At 74.3% G+C, this 14,872-nt stretch carries 15 protein-coding genes and 1 riboswitch; of the genes, 3 read left to right on the top strand and 12 right to left on the bottom strand.

Annotated features, from left to right (window positions below; translation table 11 throughout):
• Nucleotides 1-2 precede the first annotated feature (2 nt).
• The 6 genes from J2S58_RS18475 to hemE form a co-directional block, all read right to left on the bottom strand.
• On the bottom strand, nucleotides 3-803 hold the full coding sequence (locus J2S58_RS18475) for a uroporphyrinogen-III synthase (protein WP_205257207.1): 801 nt from the start codon (nucleotides 801-803) through the stop codon (nucleotides 3-5).
• A complete protein-coding gene (gene hemC, locus J2S58_RS18480; protein ID WP_306829226.1) occupies nucleotides 800-1,765 on the bottom strand; it encodes a hydroxymethylbilane synthase in 966 nt (321 codons plus the stop codon). Before hemC ends, J2S58_RS18475 begins: the two co-directional genes overlap by 4 nt.
• Entirely contained in the window at nucleotides 1,762-3,045 is a 1,284-nt protein-coding gene (locus J2S58_RS18485) for a ferrochelatase (RefSeq protein ID WP_205257208.1), read from the bottom strand. Before J2S58_RS18485 ends, hemC begins: the two co-directional genes overlap by 4 nt.
• Complete coding sequence (hemQ, locus tag J2S58_RS18490) at nucleotides 3,042-3,812, bottom strand: hydrogen peroxide-dependent heme synthase (protein WP_205257209.1); 771 nt, start codon at nucleotides 3,810-3,812, stop codon at nucleotides 3,042-3,044. Before hemQ ends, J2S58_RS18485 begins: the two co-directional genes overlap by 4 nt.
• An 81-nt stretch (nucleotides 3,813-3,893) precedes the next feature.
• Nucleotides 3,894-5,393, bottom strand: a complete 1,500-nt coding sequence (locus J2S58_RS18495; RefSeq protein WP_205257210.1) for a protoporphyrinogen/coproporphyrinogen oxidase — start codon at nucleotides 5,391-5,393, stop codon at nucleotides 3,894-3,896.
• A complete protein-coding gene (hemE, locus tag J2S58_RS18500; RefSeq protein ID WP_205257211.1) occupies nucleotides 5,390-6,481 on the bottom strand; it encodes a uroporphyrinogen decarboxylase in 1,092 nt (363 codons plus the stop codon). Before hemE ends, J2S58_RS18495 begins: the two co-directional genes overlap by 4 nt.
• Before the next feature lie 211 nt (nucleotides 6,482-6,692).
• On the opposite strand from hemE, the gene J2S58_RS18505 reads away from it, so the two are divergent.
• On the top strand, nucleotides 6,693-7,973 hold the full coding sequence (locus J2S58_RS18505; RefSeq protein WP_205257212.1) for a glutamyl-tRNA reductase: 1,281 nt from the start codon (nucleotides 6,693-6,695) through the stop codon (nucleotides 7,971-7,973).
• 78 nt (nucleotides 7,974-8,051) lie between these two features.
• Here the strand turns inward: J2S58_RS18505 and J2S58_RS18510 are convergent, their stop codons facing one another.
• From J2S58_RS18510 to J2S58_RS18520, 3 genes are all read right to left on the bottom strand, one after another.
• On the bottom strand, nucleotides 8,052-8,327 hold the full coding sequence (locus J2S58_RS18510; protein WP_205257213.1) for a MoaD/ThiS family protein: 276 nt from the start codon (nucleotides 8,325-8,327) through the stop codon (nucleotides 8,052-8,054).
• Nucleotides 8,324-9,613, bottom strand: a complete 1,290-nt coding sequence (gene thrC, locus J2S58_RS18515) for a threonine synthase (protein WP_205257214.1) — start codon at nucleotides 9,611-9,613, stop codon at nucleotides 8,324-8,326. Before thrC ends, J2S58_RS18510 begins: the two co-directional genes overlap by 4 nt.
• 14 nt (nucleotides 9,614-9,627) lie before the next feature.
• Nucleotides 9,628-9,768, bottom strand: a riboswitch (SAM riboswitch).
• 154 nt (nucleotides 9,769-9,922) lie between these two features.
• Nucleotides 9,923-10,681, bottom strand: a complete 759-nt coding sequence (locus J2S58_RS18520) for a peptidylprolyl isomerase (protein WP_306829232.1) — start codon at nucleotides 10,679-10,681, stop codon at nucleotides 9,923-9,925.
• Between the two features lie 231 nt (nucleotides 10,682-10,912).
• On the opposite strand from J2S58_RS18520, the gene holA reads away from it, so the two are divergent.
• Nucleotides 10,913-11,884, top strand: a complete 972-nt coding sequence (holA, locus tag J2S58_RS18525) for a DNA polymerase III subunit delta (protein WP_205257216.1) — start codon at nucleotides 10,913-10,915, stop codon at nucleotides 11,882-11,884.
• 198 nt (nucleotides 11,885-12,082) lie between these two features.
• On the opposite strand, the gene rpsT is transcribed toward holA, so the two are convergent.
• On the bottom strand, nucleotides 12,083-12,343 hold the full coding sequence (rpsT, locus tag J2S58_RS18530) for a 30S ribosomal protein S20 (protein WP_205257217.1): 261 nt from the start codon (nucleotides 12,341-12,343) through the stop codon (nucleotides 12,083-12,085).
• A gap of 160 nt (nucleotides 12,344-12,503) precedes the next feature.
• On the bottom strand, nucleotides 12,504-13,562 hold the full coding sequence (locus J2S58_RS18535) for an alpha/beta hydrolase (RefSeq protein ID WP_205257218.1): 1,059 nt from the start codon (nucleotides 13,560-13,562) through the stop codon (nucleotides 12,504-12,506).
• A 91-nt stretch (nucleotides 13,563-13,653) separates the two neighbouring features.
• On the opposite strand from J2S58_RS18535, the gene J2S58_RS18540 reads away from it, so the two are divergent.
• Entirely contained in the window at nucleotides 13,654-14,034 is a 381-nt protein-coding gene (locus J2S58_RS18540) for a DoxX family protein (protein ID WP_205257219.1), read from the top strand.
• 48 nt (nucleotides 14,035-14,082) lie between these two features.
• On the opposite strand, the gene J2S58_RS18545 is transcribed toward J2S58_RS18540, so the two are convergent.
• A complete protein-coding gene (locus J2S58_RS18545; protein WP_370881881.1) occupies nucleotides 14,083-14,856 on the bottom strand; it encodes a methyltransferase domain-containing protein in 774 nt (257 codons plus the stop codon).
• Nucleotides 14,857-14,872 lie beyond the last annotated feature (16 nt).

The following is a 14,872-nucleotide window of genomic DNA, read 5'->3' on the forward strand; positions in this document are numbered from 1 at the left end:
CGTCAGCGCTCCGGGTGGGTGGGTTCGAGGGAGGAGGTGGGTGCGCGCCGGTGCGGGACGGCGTCGAGCAGGGCGTCGAGCAGACCGGTGTCGGACGGGCGCTCGGCAATGCGGTGGACGGTCAGCCCGGCTGCCACCGCGGCCTGCGCGGTGGCGGCGCCGATGGCCACCACGATCACCCCGGCCGCCAGGGGGGTCGCGGCCAGGGCGGTGGCCGTGCTGGTCGAGGTGAGGAGCACCGCGCCGAGGTCGCCGCTGCGCAGATCGGCGGCGATGCGGTCCGGGACCGGATGCACGGTGGTGCGGTAGGCATCGACCTCGGTGACGGTCCACCCCCTGCCCCGCAGCGCCTCCGGGAGGTCGTCGGCGGCCAGCGCCGATCGCGGGAGGAGGACGGTGCCGTCGCCGGTGGGCCAGACGCGAGCGAGCTCGGCCGCCGAGCCGGCCCCCGGGGGCTGCAGATCGACGGGGAGCCCGGCGGCCCGGACGGCGTCCGCGGTGGACCGCCCGACCACGGCGACCCGGGTGTCCGCCGGGACCAGGGGATGGACGGCGAGAGCGGCCGCCCGGGACAGCACGGCGTCCACGGCGGTGACCGAGGTCAGCGCCACCCAGTCCCACGTCCCGGCGGCCAGATCGAGCACGGCCAGATCCAGGCGTCCGGGATCGGCGGGGGGCTCGAAGGAGATGAGCGGGACGGCCTCCACCTGTGCGCCGGCCTCGTGCAGCAGACCGGTCAGCGCGGTCCCGCGGCCCGGCGGGCGGGGGACGAGCACCCGCACGCCGGCCAGCGGTCCCGTCACGTCCGGGGTGCGGCCAGCAGGGCGGCCGCCCCGGCGGACAGCATCCGCCGGGCCAGGGCGGCACCCACCTCGGCCGCGTCGGCCACCGGACCCCTGATCTCGTCACGGATCTCGCGCGACCCGTCGACGGCCAACACGGTCCCGGCCAGGGCGAGCTCACCGTCGTGGACCGCGGCGAAGGCGCCCAGCGGCGCGGTGCACCCGGCCTCCAGGACCGACAGCAGGGCCCGCTCGGCGACCACGGCGGCCCGGGTGTCCTGGTCGTCGACCGCTCGCAGCGCGCCGGCGAACGGGCCGTCGTCGGCGGCGATGGTCAACGCCTCCACGGCGAGCGCTCCCTGTGCGGGTGCGGGCAGCATCTCGTCCGGGCCGAACTGCTGGGTGATGCGCTCCGTGCGGTCCAGCCGGGCCAACCCGGCCACGGCCAGCACGACCGCGTCCACCGTTCCGGAGGTGACCAGGCCCAGTCGGGTGTCGACGTTGCCGCGGACCGGCACGACCTCCAGATCGGGCCGGCGCAGCAGGAGCTGCGCGGCACGACGGGGGGACCCGGTACCCACCCGGGCACCGCTCGGCAGGGTGTCCAGGGTGAGACCGTCCCGGGCGCACAAGGCGTCGAACGGGTTCTCCCGCACCGGCACCGAGGCCAGCGCGATGCCGTCCGCCGCCGCGGTCGGCAGATCCTTGAGCGAGTGCACGATCACGTCCACCCGGCCGGCCAGCAGGGCCGTGCGGACCCCGGTGACGAACACCCCGGTGCCGCCGATGCTGGCCAGCGGGCCGAGATTCACGTCGCCCTCGGTCCGCACGGTCACCAGGTCGACCGATGTCCGGGCGTGCCCGGCGATCCGCCCGGCGATCTGGCCGGACTGGGCCAGCGCCAGCGCGCTGCCCCGGGTGCCGACGCGCAGCACACCGGGACCACCCGCCGGCTCGCCGAGCGGTGCAGGGGAGGAGGTCACGCCGGCAGGGTCCCCGGGATGCCGGAGGCGACCAGGGCGGACCCGGTGACCTCGAGGCCGGCCCAGTCGGCCGCGGAATCGACGGCGGCGGTGGTGGGCTTGGCGCCGCGGGAGTTCCGGCAGCAGCCCGGCGCGCAGAAGTCCGGTCGGGCCGGCAGGTCCACGGCGCTGGCATCCACGCCGGCGCCGTAGCCGACCGTCGTCCCGGACAGTCGGCGGACGACGAGATCGGCGAGATCGGCGACGAAACGCGGATCGGTGCCCGGGGTCCGGACGCGGCGGAAGAACAGCTCGTGCTTCTCCGCCGTCTCCAGGGCCTCGTTGTCCAGATCCCAGATGACCTCGACGTGATCGGAGACGAAGCCGATCGGGACCACGATCACCCCGCGACGCCCGGCGGCGGCGAGATCGTCGATGATGTCGTTGATGTCGGGCTCCAGCCACGGCATCGACGGCGGGCCGGACCGCGACTGGTAGCCCAGCTGCCAGGTCGGCACCGCAGCGCCCAGCGCCTTCTCCGCCTGCGCCATGACCTCCCGGGCCACCGCGAGGTGCTGCGTGACGTAGGCGCCACCGTTGCCGTGGTCGTCCAGGGTGGCCGACCCCGATGAGTCGCCCATGGTGTTCGGCACCGAGTGGGTGGTGAAGACGACCTCGAGATCGGTTGCCGCCAGGCCCTTCTCGGACGCCTCGCGCAGCGCCTCGACGGTGCCGTCGACGAACGGGGCCAGGAAACCGGGCTGGTCGAAGTACGGCCGGACCTTGTCGACCCGTACCGACCCCACGAGGCCGGTGCGCTCCAGGGCCATGCCGAAGTCCTCCCGGTACTGCCGGCACGAGGAGTACGACGAGTAGGCGGACGTGGCCACGCCGAGCAGCCGGACGAGCCCGTCCCGGTGGGCCTGGGTGATGGTGTCGCCGACGAACGGTGCCCAGTTGCGGTTGCCCCACAGGACCGGGACGTCGATCCCGCGGCCACGCAGCTCGGCCTCCAGGGCCTCGCGCAGTGCGCGGCTCTGGGCGTTGATCGGGGAGACCCCGCCCAGGGCCTGGTAGTGGTGGGACACCTCGATGAGACGCTCCTCCGGGATCCCGCGGCCGCGGGTCACGTTGCGCAGGAACGGCATCACATCGTCCGGGCCCTCCGGCCCGCCGAACCCGGCCAGCAGCACGGCGTCGTAGCCGGGCACGCCGGGACCGCTCGCGGTACCGGCAGTGGTCGCGGTGACGGAGCCGGTGGCGCCGGGACCGGTCCCGGGGGCGGCAGCGAGATCGGTCATGACAGCACCTCGACCACACCGGCCTCGTCGACCCGGCGGCCGGAGAAGAACGGGGTCTCCTCGCGCACGTGCATGCGGGCACCGGAGGCACGGAGATGGCGCATCAGGTCGACGGTGTCGTGCAGCTCGTCGGCCTCCAGGGCCAGCAGCCACTCGTAGTCGCCGAGCGCGAACGCGGCGACGGTGTTGGACAACACCTGGTCGTAGGCCCGGCCCATCATGCCGTGCTCCACCAGCATGCTGCGGCGCTCCTGGTCCGGCAGCAGGTACCACTCGAAGGAACGGACGAACGGGTACACGGTGGCCCACTCCTTGGCGGGCATGCCGGCCAGGAACGCGGGTACGTGCCCCTTGTTGAACTCGGCGGGCCGGTGCAGGCCCATGGCCGACCAGAACGGGGTGAGCGTCCGGCCCACGGCGGTGCGGCGCAGCGCGCGGGCGGCGTCCTGCAGCTTCTCCGGGGTGGCGGCGTGCCACCAGACCATGAGATCGGCGTCCGCACGCAGACCGGAGACGTCGTAGAAGCCGCGGATGACGACGTCCTGCTCGGCCAGGTCGGCGACGAGCTGGGTGAGCTCCTCGACGGCCTTCTCGGTCGGGGAGTCGAACTCGGCGGTGCGGCGGTAGACGGCATAGGTGGTGTAACGGATCTGCGCGTTGATCTCCCGCGCAGTGGGGCCGCGGCGCGCCGCCGGATCGGCGGGAGCGGCCGCTGCGGGGGCGTGCGCGTCCGGGGCCTGCGGAGCCCCGTCGGTCTGCGATGTCATGACTCCATCCTCCCCCAATCCCCGGCGGGCCCCCGGGTCACGGGGGCGGATGTGGTCGAGATGACGTGCCGGGGTCCAGGGTCAGCCGGCCGGCCGGGTGTCGACCTGGTCCGCGGCGGGGCCGGGGGCGTCCACGGCCGGGGTGGGATCCAGCAACCGTCGAGCGGTCTCCCGGGCGTCGGCGACCGTCGCGGCCAGTCCGGTGCCGGCGACGAAGGTGCCCGTCACCGCGAGCGGGTGCTCCGGACCCAGCGCCGCCAGGGCCGCCCGGAGACGGGCGACCGCGGCCCGCTGGCCGACCCGGGGCGCCGGCAGCACGGACTCCCACGTGACGACGGCGGTGTCCAGCACCTGGCCCGGCCGCAGCGGGACCCCCAACAGATCGGCGGCGTCCGCCAGGGCGAGCGCGGGGAGGTCGGCCGGATCGGGCAGATCGGGCCCGCCGGACCCGGCAGAGCACTGTCCCTCGTCCCGGCCGTAGGACAACCGCAGCACGTGGACACCGGATCCGGCCCGTTCGGCCAGCCACGACCACTTGGCCGTGGCGTGGGTCAGGGCCTTAGCCCGCACCCCGGTCACCCCCGGGGCGACGAGCACGCCGGTGCCGCGGGGGGCGCGGTGCAGCTCCGGGGCGCGCACCACCAGGGTGGCCAGGCGGACCGGGGTGCTGGCCGCGGCGACGCCGGCCCGGGCCTCGTCGGGGACCAGGCCGGCCAGCAGACCGTCGGCGGTCCCGCCGGGGACGGCGAGCACGACCGCCGCCGCAGCGATCGTCGTCGACCCGAGATCGACGACCCATCCGGCGGCGTCGCGGCGCACGGCCCGGACGGCCGCCCCGGTGCGCAGTTCGGCGCCCGCCGCGGTCGCGGCGCGGGTCAGCGCGTCGGTCAACGTGTTCATCCCGCCGTGCAGCCCGGCGACGGCCGATCCGCTGCGTCCGGCGGCTCCGCGGATGCGCCCCGCACCCGCGGAGAGTGATCCGGTCCCGGCCACCGCGGCACGCAGGCCGGGGGTCACCGTGTCCATCTCCAGCGTCGACGGATCGGCGGAGTAGACGCCACCCGCCACCGGCCGGACCAGGCGCTCGAGCACCCGGGAGCCCAGCCGTCCGCGCACCGCGCTGCCCAGGGTGGCCCGTGGTCCCATCGCCGTCCCGGCGGGCAGCACGCGGTCCAGGCTCGCCCGGGCTGCGCCGGCCAGGCCGATCACCCGTCGGACGTCGGCGGTCCACGGTCGGGACGGGATGCCCAGCAGGCCGTTCGCGGGCAGCGGGGCGGCGCCGGCGCGGTGCCGGACCCACGCGCCCACCGGGTTCGGTGCCACCACCGCGTCGTCCAGGGCGAGATCGGCGATCAGCAGGGTGACCGCCGGTCGGGTCAGGGCGTAGGAGTCGGCACCGGCGTCGACGGCCAGACCGCCGACCCGGTGCGCGGTGACCGCGCCGCCGAGCCGGGACCCGGCCTCCAGCAGCAGGGTGCGGCGGCCGGCCGCCGCGGCCTCCCAGGCGACGAGCAGACCGGCCACCCCGCCGCCGACGACCACGACGTCCCACCGTCCCGTCGCCACCGCAGGCCCGGTCACGGCTGGTCGTGGATGAACGCCACCAGCCGGGTCAGCACCTCCGGGTCGGTGGTCGGCGGCACGCCGTGACCGAGGTTGACCACGTGTCCGGGCGCCGCGCGACCGCGCTCGATGACCTCGGCGGCGTGGGCGTGCAGGGCGTCGTCCCCGGCGAACAGCAGGGCGGGATCGATGTTGCCCTGCAACGGGGTCCGGCCGCCGAGCCGGGAGTTGGCCACGTCCAGCGGGATGCGATGGTCGATGCCCATCGCGTCCGCACCGGCGTCGCGCATGGCGACCAGCAGCTCACCGGTCCCCACCCCGAAGTGCAGCCGGGGGACGCCCAGCTCGCCGATCCGGCTCAGCACCCCGGCCGAGTGCGGGGCCACGAAGGCCTGGTAGTCGGCCAGCGACAGCGCGCCGGCCCAGGAGTCGAAGAGCTGCACGGCGGACGCCCCGGCCAGCACCTGGGCGTGCAGGAACTGCGAGGTGATGCCGGCGACCCAGTCGGCCAGAGCGTGCCAGCTCGCCGGGTCGGCGTGCATCATCGCCTTGGTGTGCAGGTGCTCCCGGCTCGGACCCCCCTCGACCAGGTAGGACGCCAGGGTGAACGGCGCGCCGGCGAAGCCGACCAGGGGGGTGGTGCCCAGCTGGGCGACGGTCCGGGCGACCGCCTCCGCGACCGGGGCGAGCGCCGCCGGATCCAGGACGGGCAGTGCGGCGACGTCGGCCGCGGTCCGGACGGGGTGGGCGACCACCGGGCCGGTGCCGGGGACGATGTCCACGTCCACGCCCGCCAGTTTGAGCGGAACCACGATGTCGCTGAACAGGACGGCCGCGTCCACCCCGTGGCGGCGCACCGGCTGCAGGGTGATCTCGCTGGCCAGGTCCGGGTCCAGGCAGGAGTCGAGCATGGCGACCCCGGCGCGGATCGCGCGGTACTCGGGCAGCGAGCGGCCGGCCTGCCGCATGAACCACACGGGGTGACCGGCGGTCGGCCGGCCGGCCAGCGCGGTGACCAGGGCGGAATCCGTGGTGCGGCCGTCCCGGAGCGGGTGGTCGACGGGCAGGGCTGGGTGGGCGGGGGCGTGATCCGTGCGGGTGTCCATGGTGCCCCCATCGTCCCAGAGCGGTGGGAGTGCCCGGCCGGGCCGTCGCGGAAAGGTGATCTGGACCGCGTCCAAACTGGCCGTTTCCACCGCCCGGTGTGCATCCGGCCAGCTCAGCCGATGTGACCTGCGCCGGTGGTGCCCGGGGCGGATCATCTGGTAAGGGTCGCCTTCGTGGAGACGCGCCGTTCGCGTCGCTAGCATTCAGATCATGCTCATGGTTCTCGGTGCCAGTCACCACGACCTCGAGCTCACCCATCTCGAACGGCTGACCACCGGCGGCGATCTGCTCGATCGCGCCGTGCTGGAGCTCGTCCGGTCGGGCTCCGACACCTCCTTGGACGCGCCCGTCCTCGGGGCAGTGGTCGTGGCGACCTGCAACCGCCTGGAGATCTACCTCGAGGCGCGTCGTTTCCACGACGCGATCGACGCGGTGGCCGCCGCCGTGGCCACCGCCGCCGGCATCGAACCCGACGAGGCCACCGCCCTGCTCAAGGTGCGGGTGGGCGCCCCGGTCGCCGCCCATCTGTTCTCGGTCGTCAGCGGCCTGGACTCGATGGTCGTCGGCGAGGCCGAGATCGCCGGTCAGGTCGGCCGCGCCTTCCGCACGGCCCAGCTCGCCGGCACCACGACCACCCTGCTCAACGCGCTCTTCCAGTCCGCCGCCCGGACCGCCAAGCAGGTCACCTCGACCACGTCGCTGGGTGCCGCCGGACGGTCCATCGCCTCGGTGGCCCTGGACGTCGCCGAGGAGCGGTTCCGCGTCCCGGCCACCGCGCTGGTCGTGGGCACCGGTGCCTATGCCCGCGTCGTCGCGGCCGAGCTGCGCACCCGGGGCTGCCAGGATCTGCAGGTCTTCTCGCCCAGCGGCCGCGCCGACTCGTTCGCCGCACGCCACCACGCCGTCCCGGTCGGTCAGGACGCCCTGGTGGACGTGCTGGCCAAGGTCGACATGGTCGTCACGTGCAGTGGCGGTTCCGGTGACGCACTGGCCGCGGAGACCCTCCGTGAGGCCGTGGCCCGGCGCGACACCTCGCTGCCCATCGTGGATCTCGCTCTCCGGCCGGACGTCTCCGAGCCGGCCCGCGCGGTGCCCGGGGTGCAGGTCATCGATCTGCGCACCGTCTCCGAGCGGGTCGACCCGATGCACGCCGGGCAGTTGACGGCGGCCCAGGACATCGTGATCGCCGCGGTCGCCGCCTTCGAGGAGGAGCAGGTCGTCCGCCGGCTGGACCCGGCCGTGGTCGCCCTGCGTCGGCACGTCACCGCCGCCGTGGAGAAGGAACTGACCCGACTGCGCGGGAAGTACGACGACGCGGTGGCCGCCGACGTCGAGCTGGCCATGCACCGGGTGACCCAGTCGCTGCTGCACACCCCCACGCTGCGGGCCAAGGAGCTGGCCCGGACGGGGGAGGGTGCCGGTTACGTACAGGCCCTGCACACCCTGTTCGGCATCGAGGTTCCCGCCGACCAGGACGCCCACACCCACTGAGTGCCGGTGTCCGCGAAGTGCTGGTGTCGGTGGGGTGCGATGTCCGCGGAGCGCTGAAGTCCGCGGACCGGCGGCGCGTCAGCCCCCGGCCACCGCCGGGATGACCGCCACCGTCGACCCGATCGGGACGACCGTCTGCAGTCCGTCACCGAAACGCACGTCGTCCTCGTCGACGTACACGTTGACGAACCTCCGCAGCACGCCGCGCTCGTCCAGCACCCGCCCGGCGATGCCCGGGAAGCGGGTGTCCAGATCGGCCAGCACATCGGCCACGGTGGCGCCGTCGGCGTCCACCGTGGCCTGCCCGCCGGTGTAGGTGCGCAGCACCGTCGGGATGCGGACGGTGACGCTCACACCAGGCCGGCCTGCTCGAACGCGGCCAGCGTCGGCTTGATCGTGGCGGTGGGGCCGACGGAGGAGGCGATCGCGTCCAGGGTCTTCAGGCCGTCACCGGTGTTGAAGATGACCGTCTCCTCGTCGGGATCCAGCGCGCCGGTGGCCAGCAGCTTGCGCAGGGTGGCCACGGTGACGCCGCCCGCGGTCTCCGCGAAGATGCCTTCGGTCCGGGCCAGCAGCTTGATCGCGTCGATGACGTCGTCGTCGCTCACGTCCTCCACGGCCCCGCCGGTGCGGCGGACCACGTCCAGCACGTACGGGCCGTCGGCCGGGTTGCCGATGGCCAGCGACTTGGCGATGGTGTCCGGCCGGACCGGGCGCACCACGTCCTCGCCGGCCTTGAACGCGGCCGCCACGGGGGAGCAGCCGGTGGCCTGGGCGCCGAAGACCTTGTACGGGCTGGCGTCCACCAGGCCCAGCTCGACCAGCTCGGTGAACCCCTTGTCGATCTTGACCAGCTGCGCGCCGGACGCGATGGGGATGACGACCTGCTTCGGCAGGCGCCAGCCCAGCTGCTCGGCCACCTCGTAGCCCAGGGTCTTGGAGCCCTCGGCGTAGTACGGCCGGACGTTGACGTTGACGAACGCCCAGTCCTCCTGCTCGGCCGCGATCTGGCCGGCCAGCCGGTTGATGTCGTCGTAGTTGCCGTCGACGGCGACCAGGGTGCCGCCGTACGCGGCGGTGGTCAGGATCTTCTGCTGTTCGAGGTTGCTGGGCACCAGGACGACCGAGCGGATGCCGGCCCGGGCGGCCGCGGCGGCCACTGCGTTGGCCAGGTTTCCGGTGGACGGGCAGGCCAGCACCGAGAAGCCGAGTTCACGGGCGGCGGCCAGCGCCACGGCGACGACACGGTCCTTGAAGGAGTGCGTGGGGTTACCGCTGTCGTCCTTGACCCACAGGGTCTTCATGCCCAGCTCGCGGGCCAGGTTGTCCGCCCGGATCAGCTTGGTGTTGCCCGGGTTGATGTTCGGGGTGGAGGCGATGCCCGGGGGGACCGGCAGCAGGGGGGCCCACCGCCAGATGTTGTCCGGGCCGGCCTCGATCGCCGCGCGCAGCTCCTCGCCACTGCTGGCGAACTGGTAGGCGACCTCGAGGGGGCCGAAGCACTCGGTGCAGGCGTAGAACGGGCCGAGATCGACGCGGTGGCCGCACTCCCGACAGGAGAGCGCCACGGCGGGGCCGAGGTCGATCGTGGGGGCGCCGTCGGTCGCGGGGGACGTGGACAGCGTGGCAGAGGTGGTCATGGTGATGCCCTTCTGGCTCATCTTCCCCGCGACGGTCGTCGCGGGACGGATGTGGCACCTGCTGCCGCCGACCGGATCGCTGGGCGATCGATGGTCGGGAGCCGTGGTTGCCGGGGCTTCATCGGGCCGTGTCCCTCTGCCCCTCTGGATGAGGTCGTATGCACTTGTGGGTGTGGCCGGGAGTGCTGGTGACGCGGACCGCGGGTCCGTGCCCGGTCGCCCGGAGCGGTGCGGTCGGTTGATCGTAACCGACGATCGGCGACCCGCCGGGCGGTCGGGGAGACCGGCCGCCCGGCGGGGGCGGCGCCGTCAGCTGATGGTGACCGAGGAGATGGTGGCGTCGGCGGCGGGCAGCCCGTCCGGCCCGCCCCCGTTGGCCCCGGCCTGCGCGATGGCGTCGAGGGCCGCTTCACCGCCGGTGATCTGCCCGAAGACGGTGTAGTTCGGCGGGAGCGTCGAATCGCCGTAGACCAGGAAGAACTGCGAACCGTTGGTGTCCGGCCCGGCGTTGGCCATGGCGACGGTGCCGGCCGGGTAGGTCATGTCCGGCGAGGTCTCGTCAGCGAACGAGTACCCGGGCCCGCCCCGGCCGGTCCCGGTCGGGTCGCCGCACTGCAGGACCTTGAGCGAGGCGGAGCTGGTCAGCCGGTGACACGTGGTGCCGTCGAAGTATCCGGCCTTGGCCAGGAAGGTGAAACTTCCCACCGTGCACGGGGTCTCGGCGCGATCCAGGGAGATGGTCAGGGCGCCGCCGGGCAGGGTGAGCTCGGCGGTGACGGGCGGGGTGGTCGGCTGCTGGGCCTCCGGGACACCCACGTCCTTGGCCGCGTCACCGGTCGGCACGTAGTCGCAGGACGCCGTTCCCGCTCCGGTGGCGGAGCCGGACGCGCCCGCGGTCGTCCCCGCGGAAGGGGCGGCCGAGGAGGCGGGGGAGGTGGAGGAGGGGGCGGCGGCCGGGGTGGACGAGCAGGCGGCCAGCACCACGAGGGCCGCTCCGGCGAGGGCGGTGGCCCGTCCGCCGATCCGTCGGGTCGCGCGGGGACGGCGGCTGGGCAGGGCTGTGGTCACGGTGGTCTCGTCCTTTCCTCGTCCCTGCGGCGGTGCACGACGGCACCACCACGGAGACGGAGCTGGGTCGCTCGACCACCCAGGGTAGGCGAGACGGGTCTGCTGTCCGGTTCCCTCCTGGCTCCCGGGCGTCCCTGGTCCGGCTCTCCCGGGGCGTGGCCGACCGTCCGACCGACCGCACCTTCGGAACCGGCACCATCCGAGTGCGCGGTCCAGTGGCACCATGGGCGCGTGCCCGCTCCCGCCGCCCTGCCCGGTCCGCTGGTCCTGGTGTCCGGCGACGAGACGCTGCTGGTGGATCGGGCCGTGCTGCGGGTGCTGGCCGCCGTCCGTCGGGCCGATCCGGAGGTCGAACGGCGGGAGGCCCCGGCCGCCGGGCTCAGCCCGGCCGGTTTCGACGACCTGGTCGCTCCCAGCCTGTTCGCCGAGCCGCGCGTGGTCATCGTGCGGGACGCCCAGGACTGCCTGAAGGAGACCGCGGCCGCCGTCCAGCAGTACGTCGGCGATCCGGTCGACGGCGTGACCCTGGTCGTGCACCACTCCGGCGGTGCCCGGAACAAGCCGCTCGCCGATGCCCTGCGAAAGGCGAAGGCGACCATCCTGACCTGCATGAAGGTGACGCGCCCGGCGGAGCGACTGGATTTCGTCCGTGCGGAGATCCGTGCGGCCGGCGGCACCACCACCCCCGACGCGGTCGCCGCCCTGGTCGACGCGGTCGGCTCGGATCTCCGTGAGCTGGCCTCGGCGGCCGGGCAGCTGGTCGCGGACACCGGTGGCCTGGTCGACGCCGGCGCGGTGCGCCGCTACCACCGGGGTCGGGCCGAGGTGAGCGGGTTCACCGTGGCCGATGCCGTCGTGGCCGGCGACCTGCCCGCCGCCCTGGAGGCGTGGCGCTGGGCGGGCGCCGTCGGTGTCGCCCCGGTGCTCGTCGCCGATGCCCTGGCCGGCGGGGTCCGCACGGTGGCCAAGGTGAGTGGGGCTCGGCCTGGCAGCGGGATGTCGCTGGCCGCCGAGCTCGGCATGCCGCCCTGGAAGATCGACCGGGCCCGCCCGGCGGCGCGGCAGTGGACGACGGCGGGTCTCGTGCACGGGTTGATGCTGGTGGCCGAGCTGAACGCGGCGGTCAAGGGGTCGGCCGCGGACGCCGACTACGCCATCGAGAAGGCGCTGCGCGATCTGGTCGAGGCCCGGTCCCGGGACTGACCGGTCAGCGGCGGGGCACCCGTCGGCTCGCCCCCGCGATTCGCTGCTCGCCAGCCCGGTGGGCCCGCGTGATCATGCCGGCTCTGCCCTCGTGCGGACGCGACGAACCCTCGTCCGGACACGACGAAACGGCGACGCTCACGAGGAGTGCCGCCGTGGTCGGAGACGAACGACCCGGCGCGACCGCCGGGCGGGGGATCAGAGCGCGTTGACCTGAGCGGCCAGAGCGGACTTGCGGTTCGCGGCCTGGTTGGCGTGGATGACGCCCTTGGACACGGCCTTGTCCAGGCTGCGGGAGGCCGAGGCCAGCTCGGTGGCGGCGACGGTCTTGTCACCGGACTCGACGGCCGCGCGGACGCGACGGACCGCGGTCTTCAGGCCGGACTTGACGGACTTGTTGCGCAGGCGCGCCGCCTCGTTGGTACGGATGCGCTTGATCTGGGACTTGATGTTGGCCACGCGGAATATGCCTTCGTTTCGTCTCGGGAACTCTGTACCTCGCCCTGATCCCGAGCCGGCTGGCCGAGGACACGATCGAGGGGCGCCACGTCCGGCGCACGATGGGTCAGCATAGCGCAGCCCGGTCGGCCCACCCAAGTCGCCGGCGGCTCGCCCCGGCTCAGCAGGCCAGGGTGTCGGCCGACGGCCGTCCGCCCGAGGCGAGTGCGTCGAGGATCCACCGGCGGACCGACGGGTCGGCCAGCATCGACTCGTGGGGGGTCGTGGACGTCGGGCACTCGTCCTGCAGCAGGGCCCAGCTCACCCGGTCGACCGGACCGTCCGGGGTCTGTCGTTCCACCGGGGTGACGACCTGGTCCGCCCGGCTGGACACCGCCGCGTAGCGGACGTCACCGTCCAGTTCGCCGCCGGCGTCCAGCGCCTGCAGCAGGGTGGAGCCGGCCCGCTGGTCGACGCAGGAGGCGCACACCGCCGCCGGCACCCGGTCCAGCAGGGCCGCGGTGGTGCCGTGGTACGTCCCGGCGACCAGTACGAGAACCCTGACCCGGTCGGCGATCCCGTCCTCGCGCAGGGCGGTCCGGGCGACCAGCGCACCTTGCGAGTACCCGACGAGATCGACCTGCGCGGCTCCGGTCGCACCCAGCACCGCGCGGACGAAATCGGCCTGCTCGGCGGCGGTCTCGCGCACGGCCACGGTGCCGCCGAACCGGAAGGAGTGGGCGTACGGACAGAGCCCGGCGCGCTGCAGCTCCGGGATCAGGGCCGCGAAGTTCGACTCGACCGTGGACACCGTGCCCTGCAGCAGGACCACCGGCGGAGCGGCGGATCGGCAGTCGGGGTCGTTGAGGCCGGCCAGCCCGAGATCACCGCCGAGGTCGGCGGACGACGTCGGGGCCGAGGTGGCCGAGGTGGCCGACAGGGCCGAGGTGGACGGGAACGGGGTGGTGGGCAACGGGGTCGACGCGGCGGTCCTGCGGCGGGTGGACGGCGTCGTCGAGGCGGGCGGACGCGCGGCGCCGGTGGTCGACGCCGTGGTCCGGGCCGTGATGGTCGACGTGGCCGGTGTCGGTGTCGGTGTCGATGTCGCGCCGGGAGCCCCGGTGGAGTCGGCCGTCGAGGCGTCGGGGGTGGTGGAGCAGCCGCCGACGAGCAGCAGCCCGAGGGCGAGCGCCGCGGCCCGGACGGGCGAACGGCGTCCCGGTACGGCGTTCCGGCTCATGCCCGCAGGTTACGGCGGCCCGGCCGCGCCCGGCCGAGCTCCCGGCCGGGTCGTCACCCGGCCGGCCCCGGGCCGGGGGGACGATGTCCGCATGTCCCGTCCGGTCGAGAAGTCCACCGTCGCCCTGATCGCCCTGTTCACCGGATCGGGGGTGCTGCACTTCGTCCGGCCCGGCCCGTTCGTGAGCATCGTGCCGCGCTCGTTGCCGCACAAGGAGCAGCTGGTGGCGGTCAGCGGGGTCGCCGAGCTGGTCTGCGCCGGTCTGTTGGCCGCCCCCCGGACGCGGGTGGTCGGTGGGCTGGCCTCCGCGGGTCTGCTGGCCGGGGTGTTCCCCGCCAACGTGTCCATGGCGCTGCGGTCGGGCCGGCGGCCCGCGGCCGTGCGGGCGATCGCCTGGGTGAGGCTGCCGCTCCAGGTGCCGCTGATCCTCGTGGCGCTGCGAGCCGGCCGGGGTGGTGGATCGGCGGGCTGAGCCGGCGTCGACAGCGGAACGTGGCCGCACCGGACAGCTGGGGAGGGGTCACGGTGCGGCCCACACCGACACGTGCCGGGTGCTCTCGGCGGTCAGGGCGGACCGGTCCCACCCCGCCCAGCGGGACCGGAGGTGCAGGCCGGCGATGCGGGCCATCAGATCCATCTCGGCGGGCCAGGCGTAGCGGAACGGGATCCGACGGAACCGTCCCTGTCCGTCGGCCGACACGCTGACATGGGTGGAGGTGAACTGCTGGGTCACCACGTCGTACTGGTCGAAACCGAGGGAGCCGCCGCCGCGGGGGTCGGGAGCAACGGTGAACGGGACGGTGTCCTGGCCGGGTGGGAGCCGCCGCAGGTCCGGCAGGCCGACCTCGACGACGAACAGGCCGCCGGGTCGCAGGTGCGCCGCGGCGTTGACGAACACCGCGACCTGACCGTCCTGGGTGGTGACGTTGCTGATCGTGTTGCACACCAGGTACACGAGGGAGAACGCACCCGGCACCCGGGTCGACGTCATGTCGCCGAGGACGACCCGGACCGCATCGCCGCCCGGTTTGCCGGACACCCGCAACGCCATCGCCCTGCTCAGTTCGATCCCGCTGACCGGGAGACCGCGGGCGGCCAGCGGGGCGGCGATCCGGCCGGTCCCGACGGCGAACTCGAGGAGCGGTCCGCCGTCGGCGAGCTCCGCCAGCACCCGGACCGCCGGGTCCACCACCGCCGGGGCGTTGTCCCCACCCGGGTCGTCGTATTCCGCAGCCACGCTCTCGGGGAACCAGCCGTCCCCCGGGTCGTCCCGCCCGTCCAGCGGTGTCCCGATGTCCACAATCGGCGAC

Source organism: Nakamurella flavida, assembly GCF_030811475.1.
In the GTDB taxonomy this organism is placed as follows: domain Bacteria; phylum Actinomycetota; class Actinomycetes; order Mycobacteriales; family Nakamurellaceae; genus Nakamurella; species Nakamurella flavida.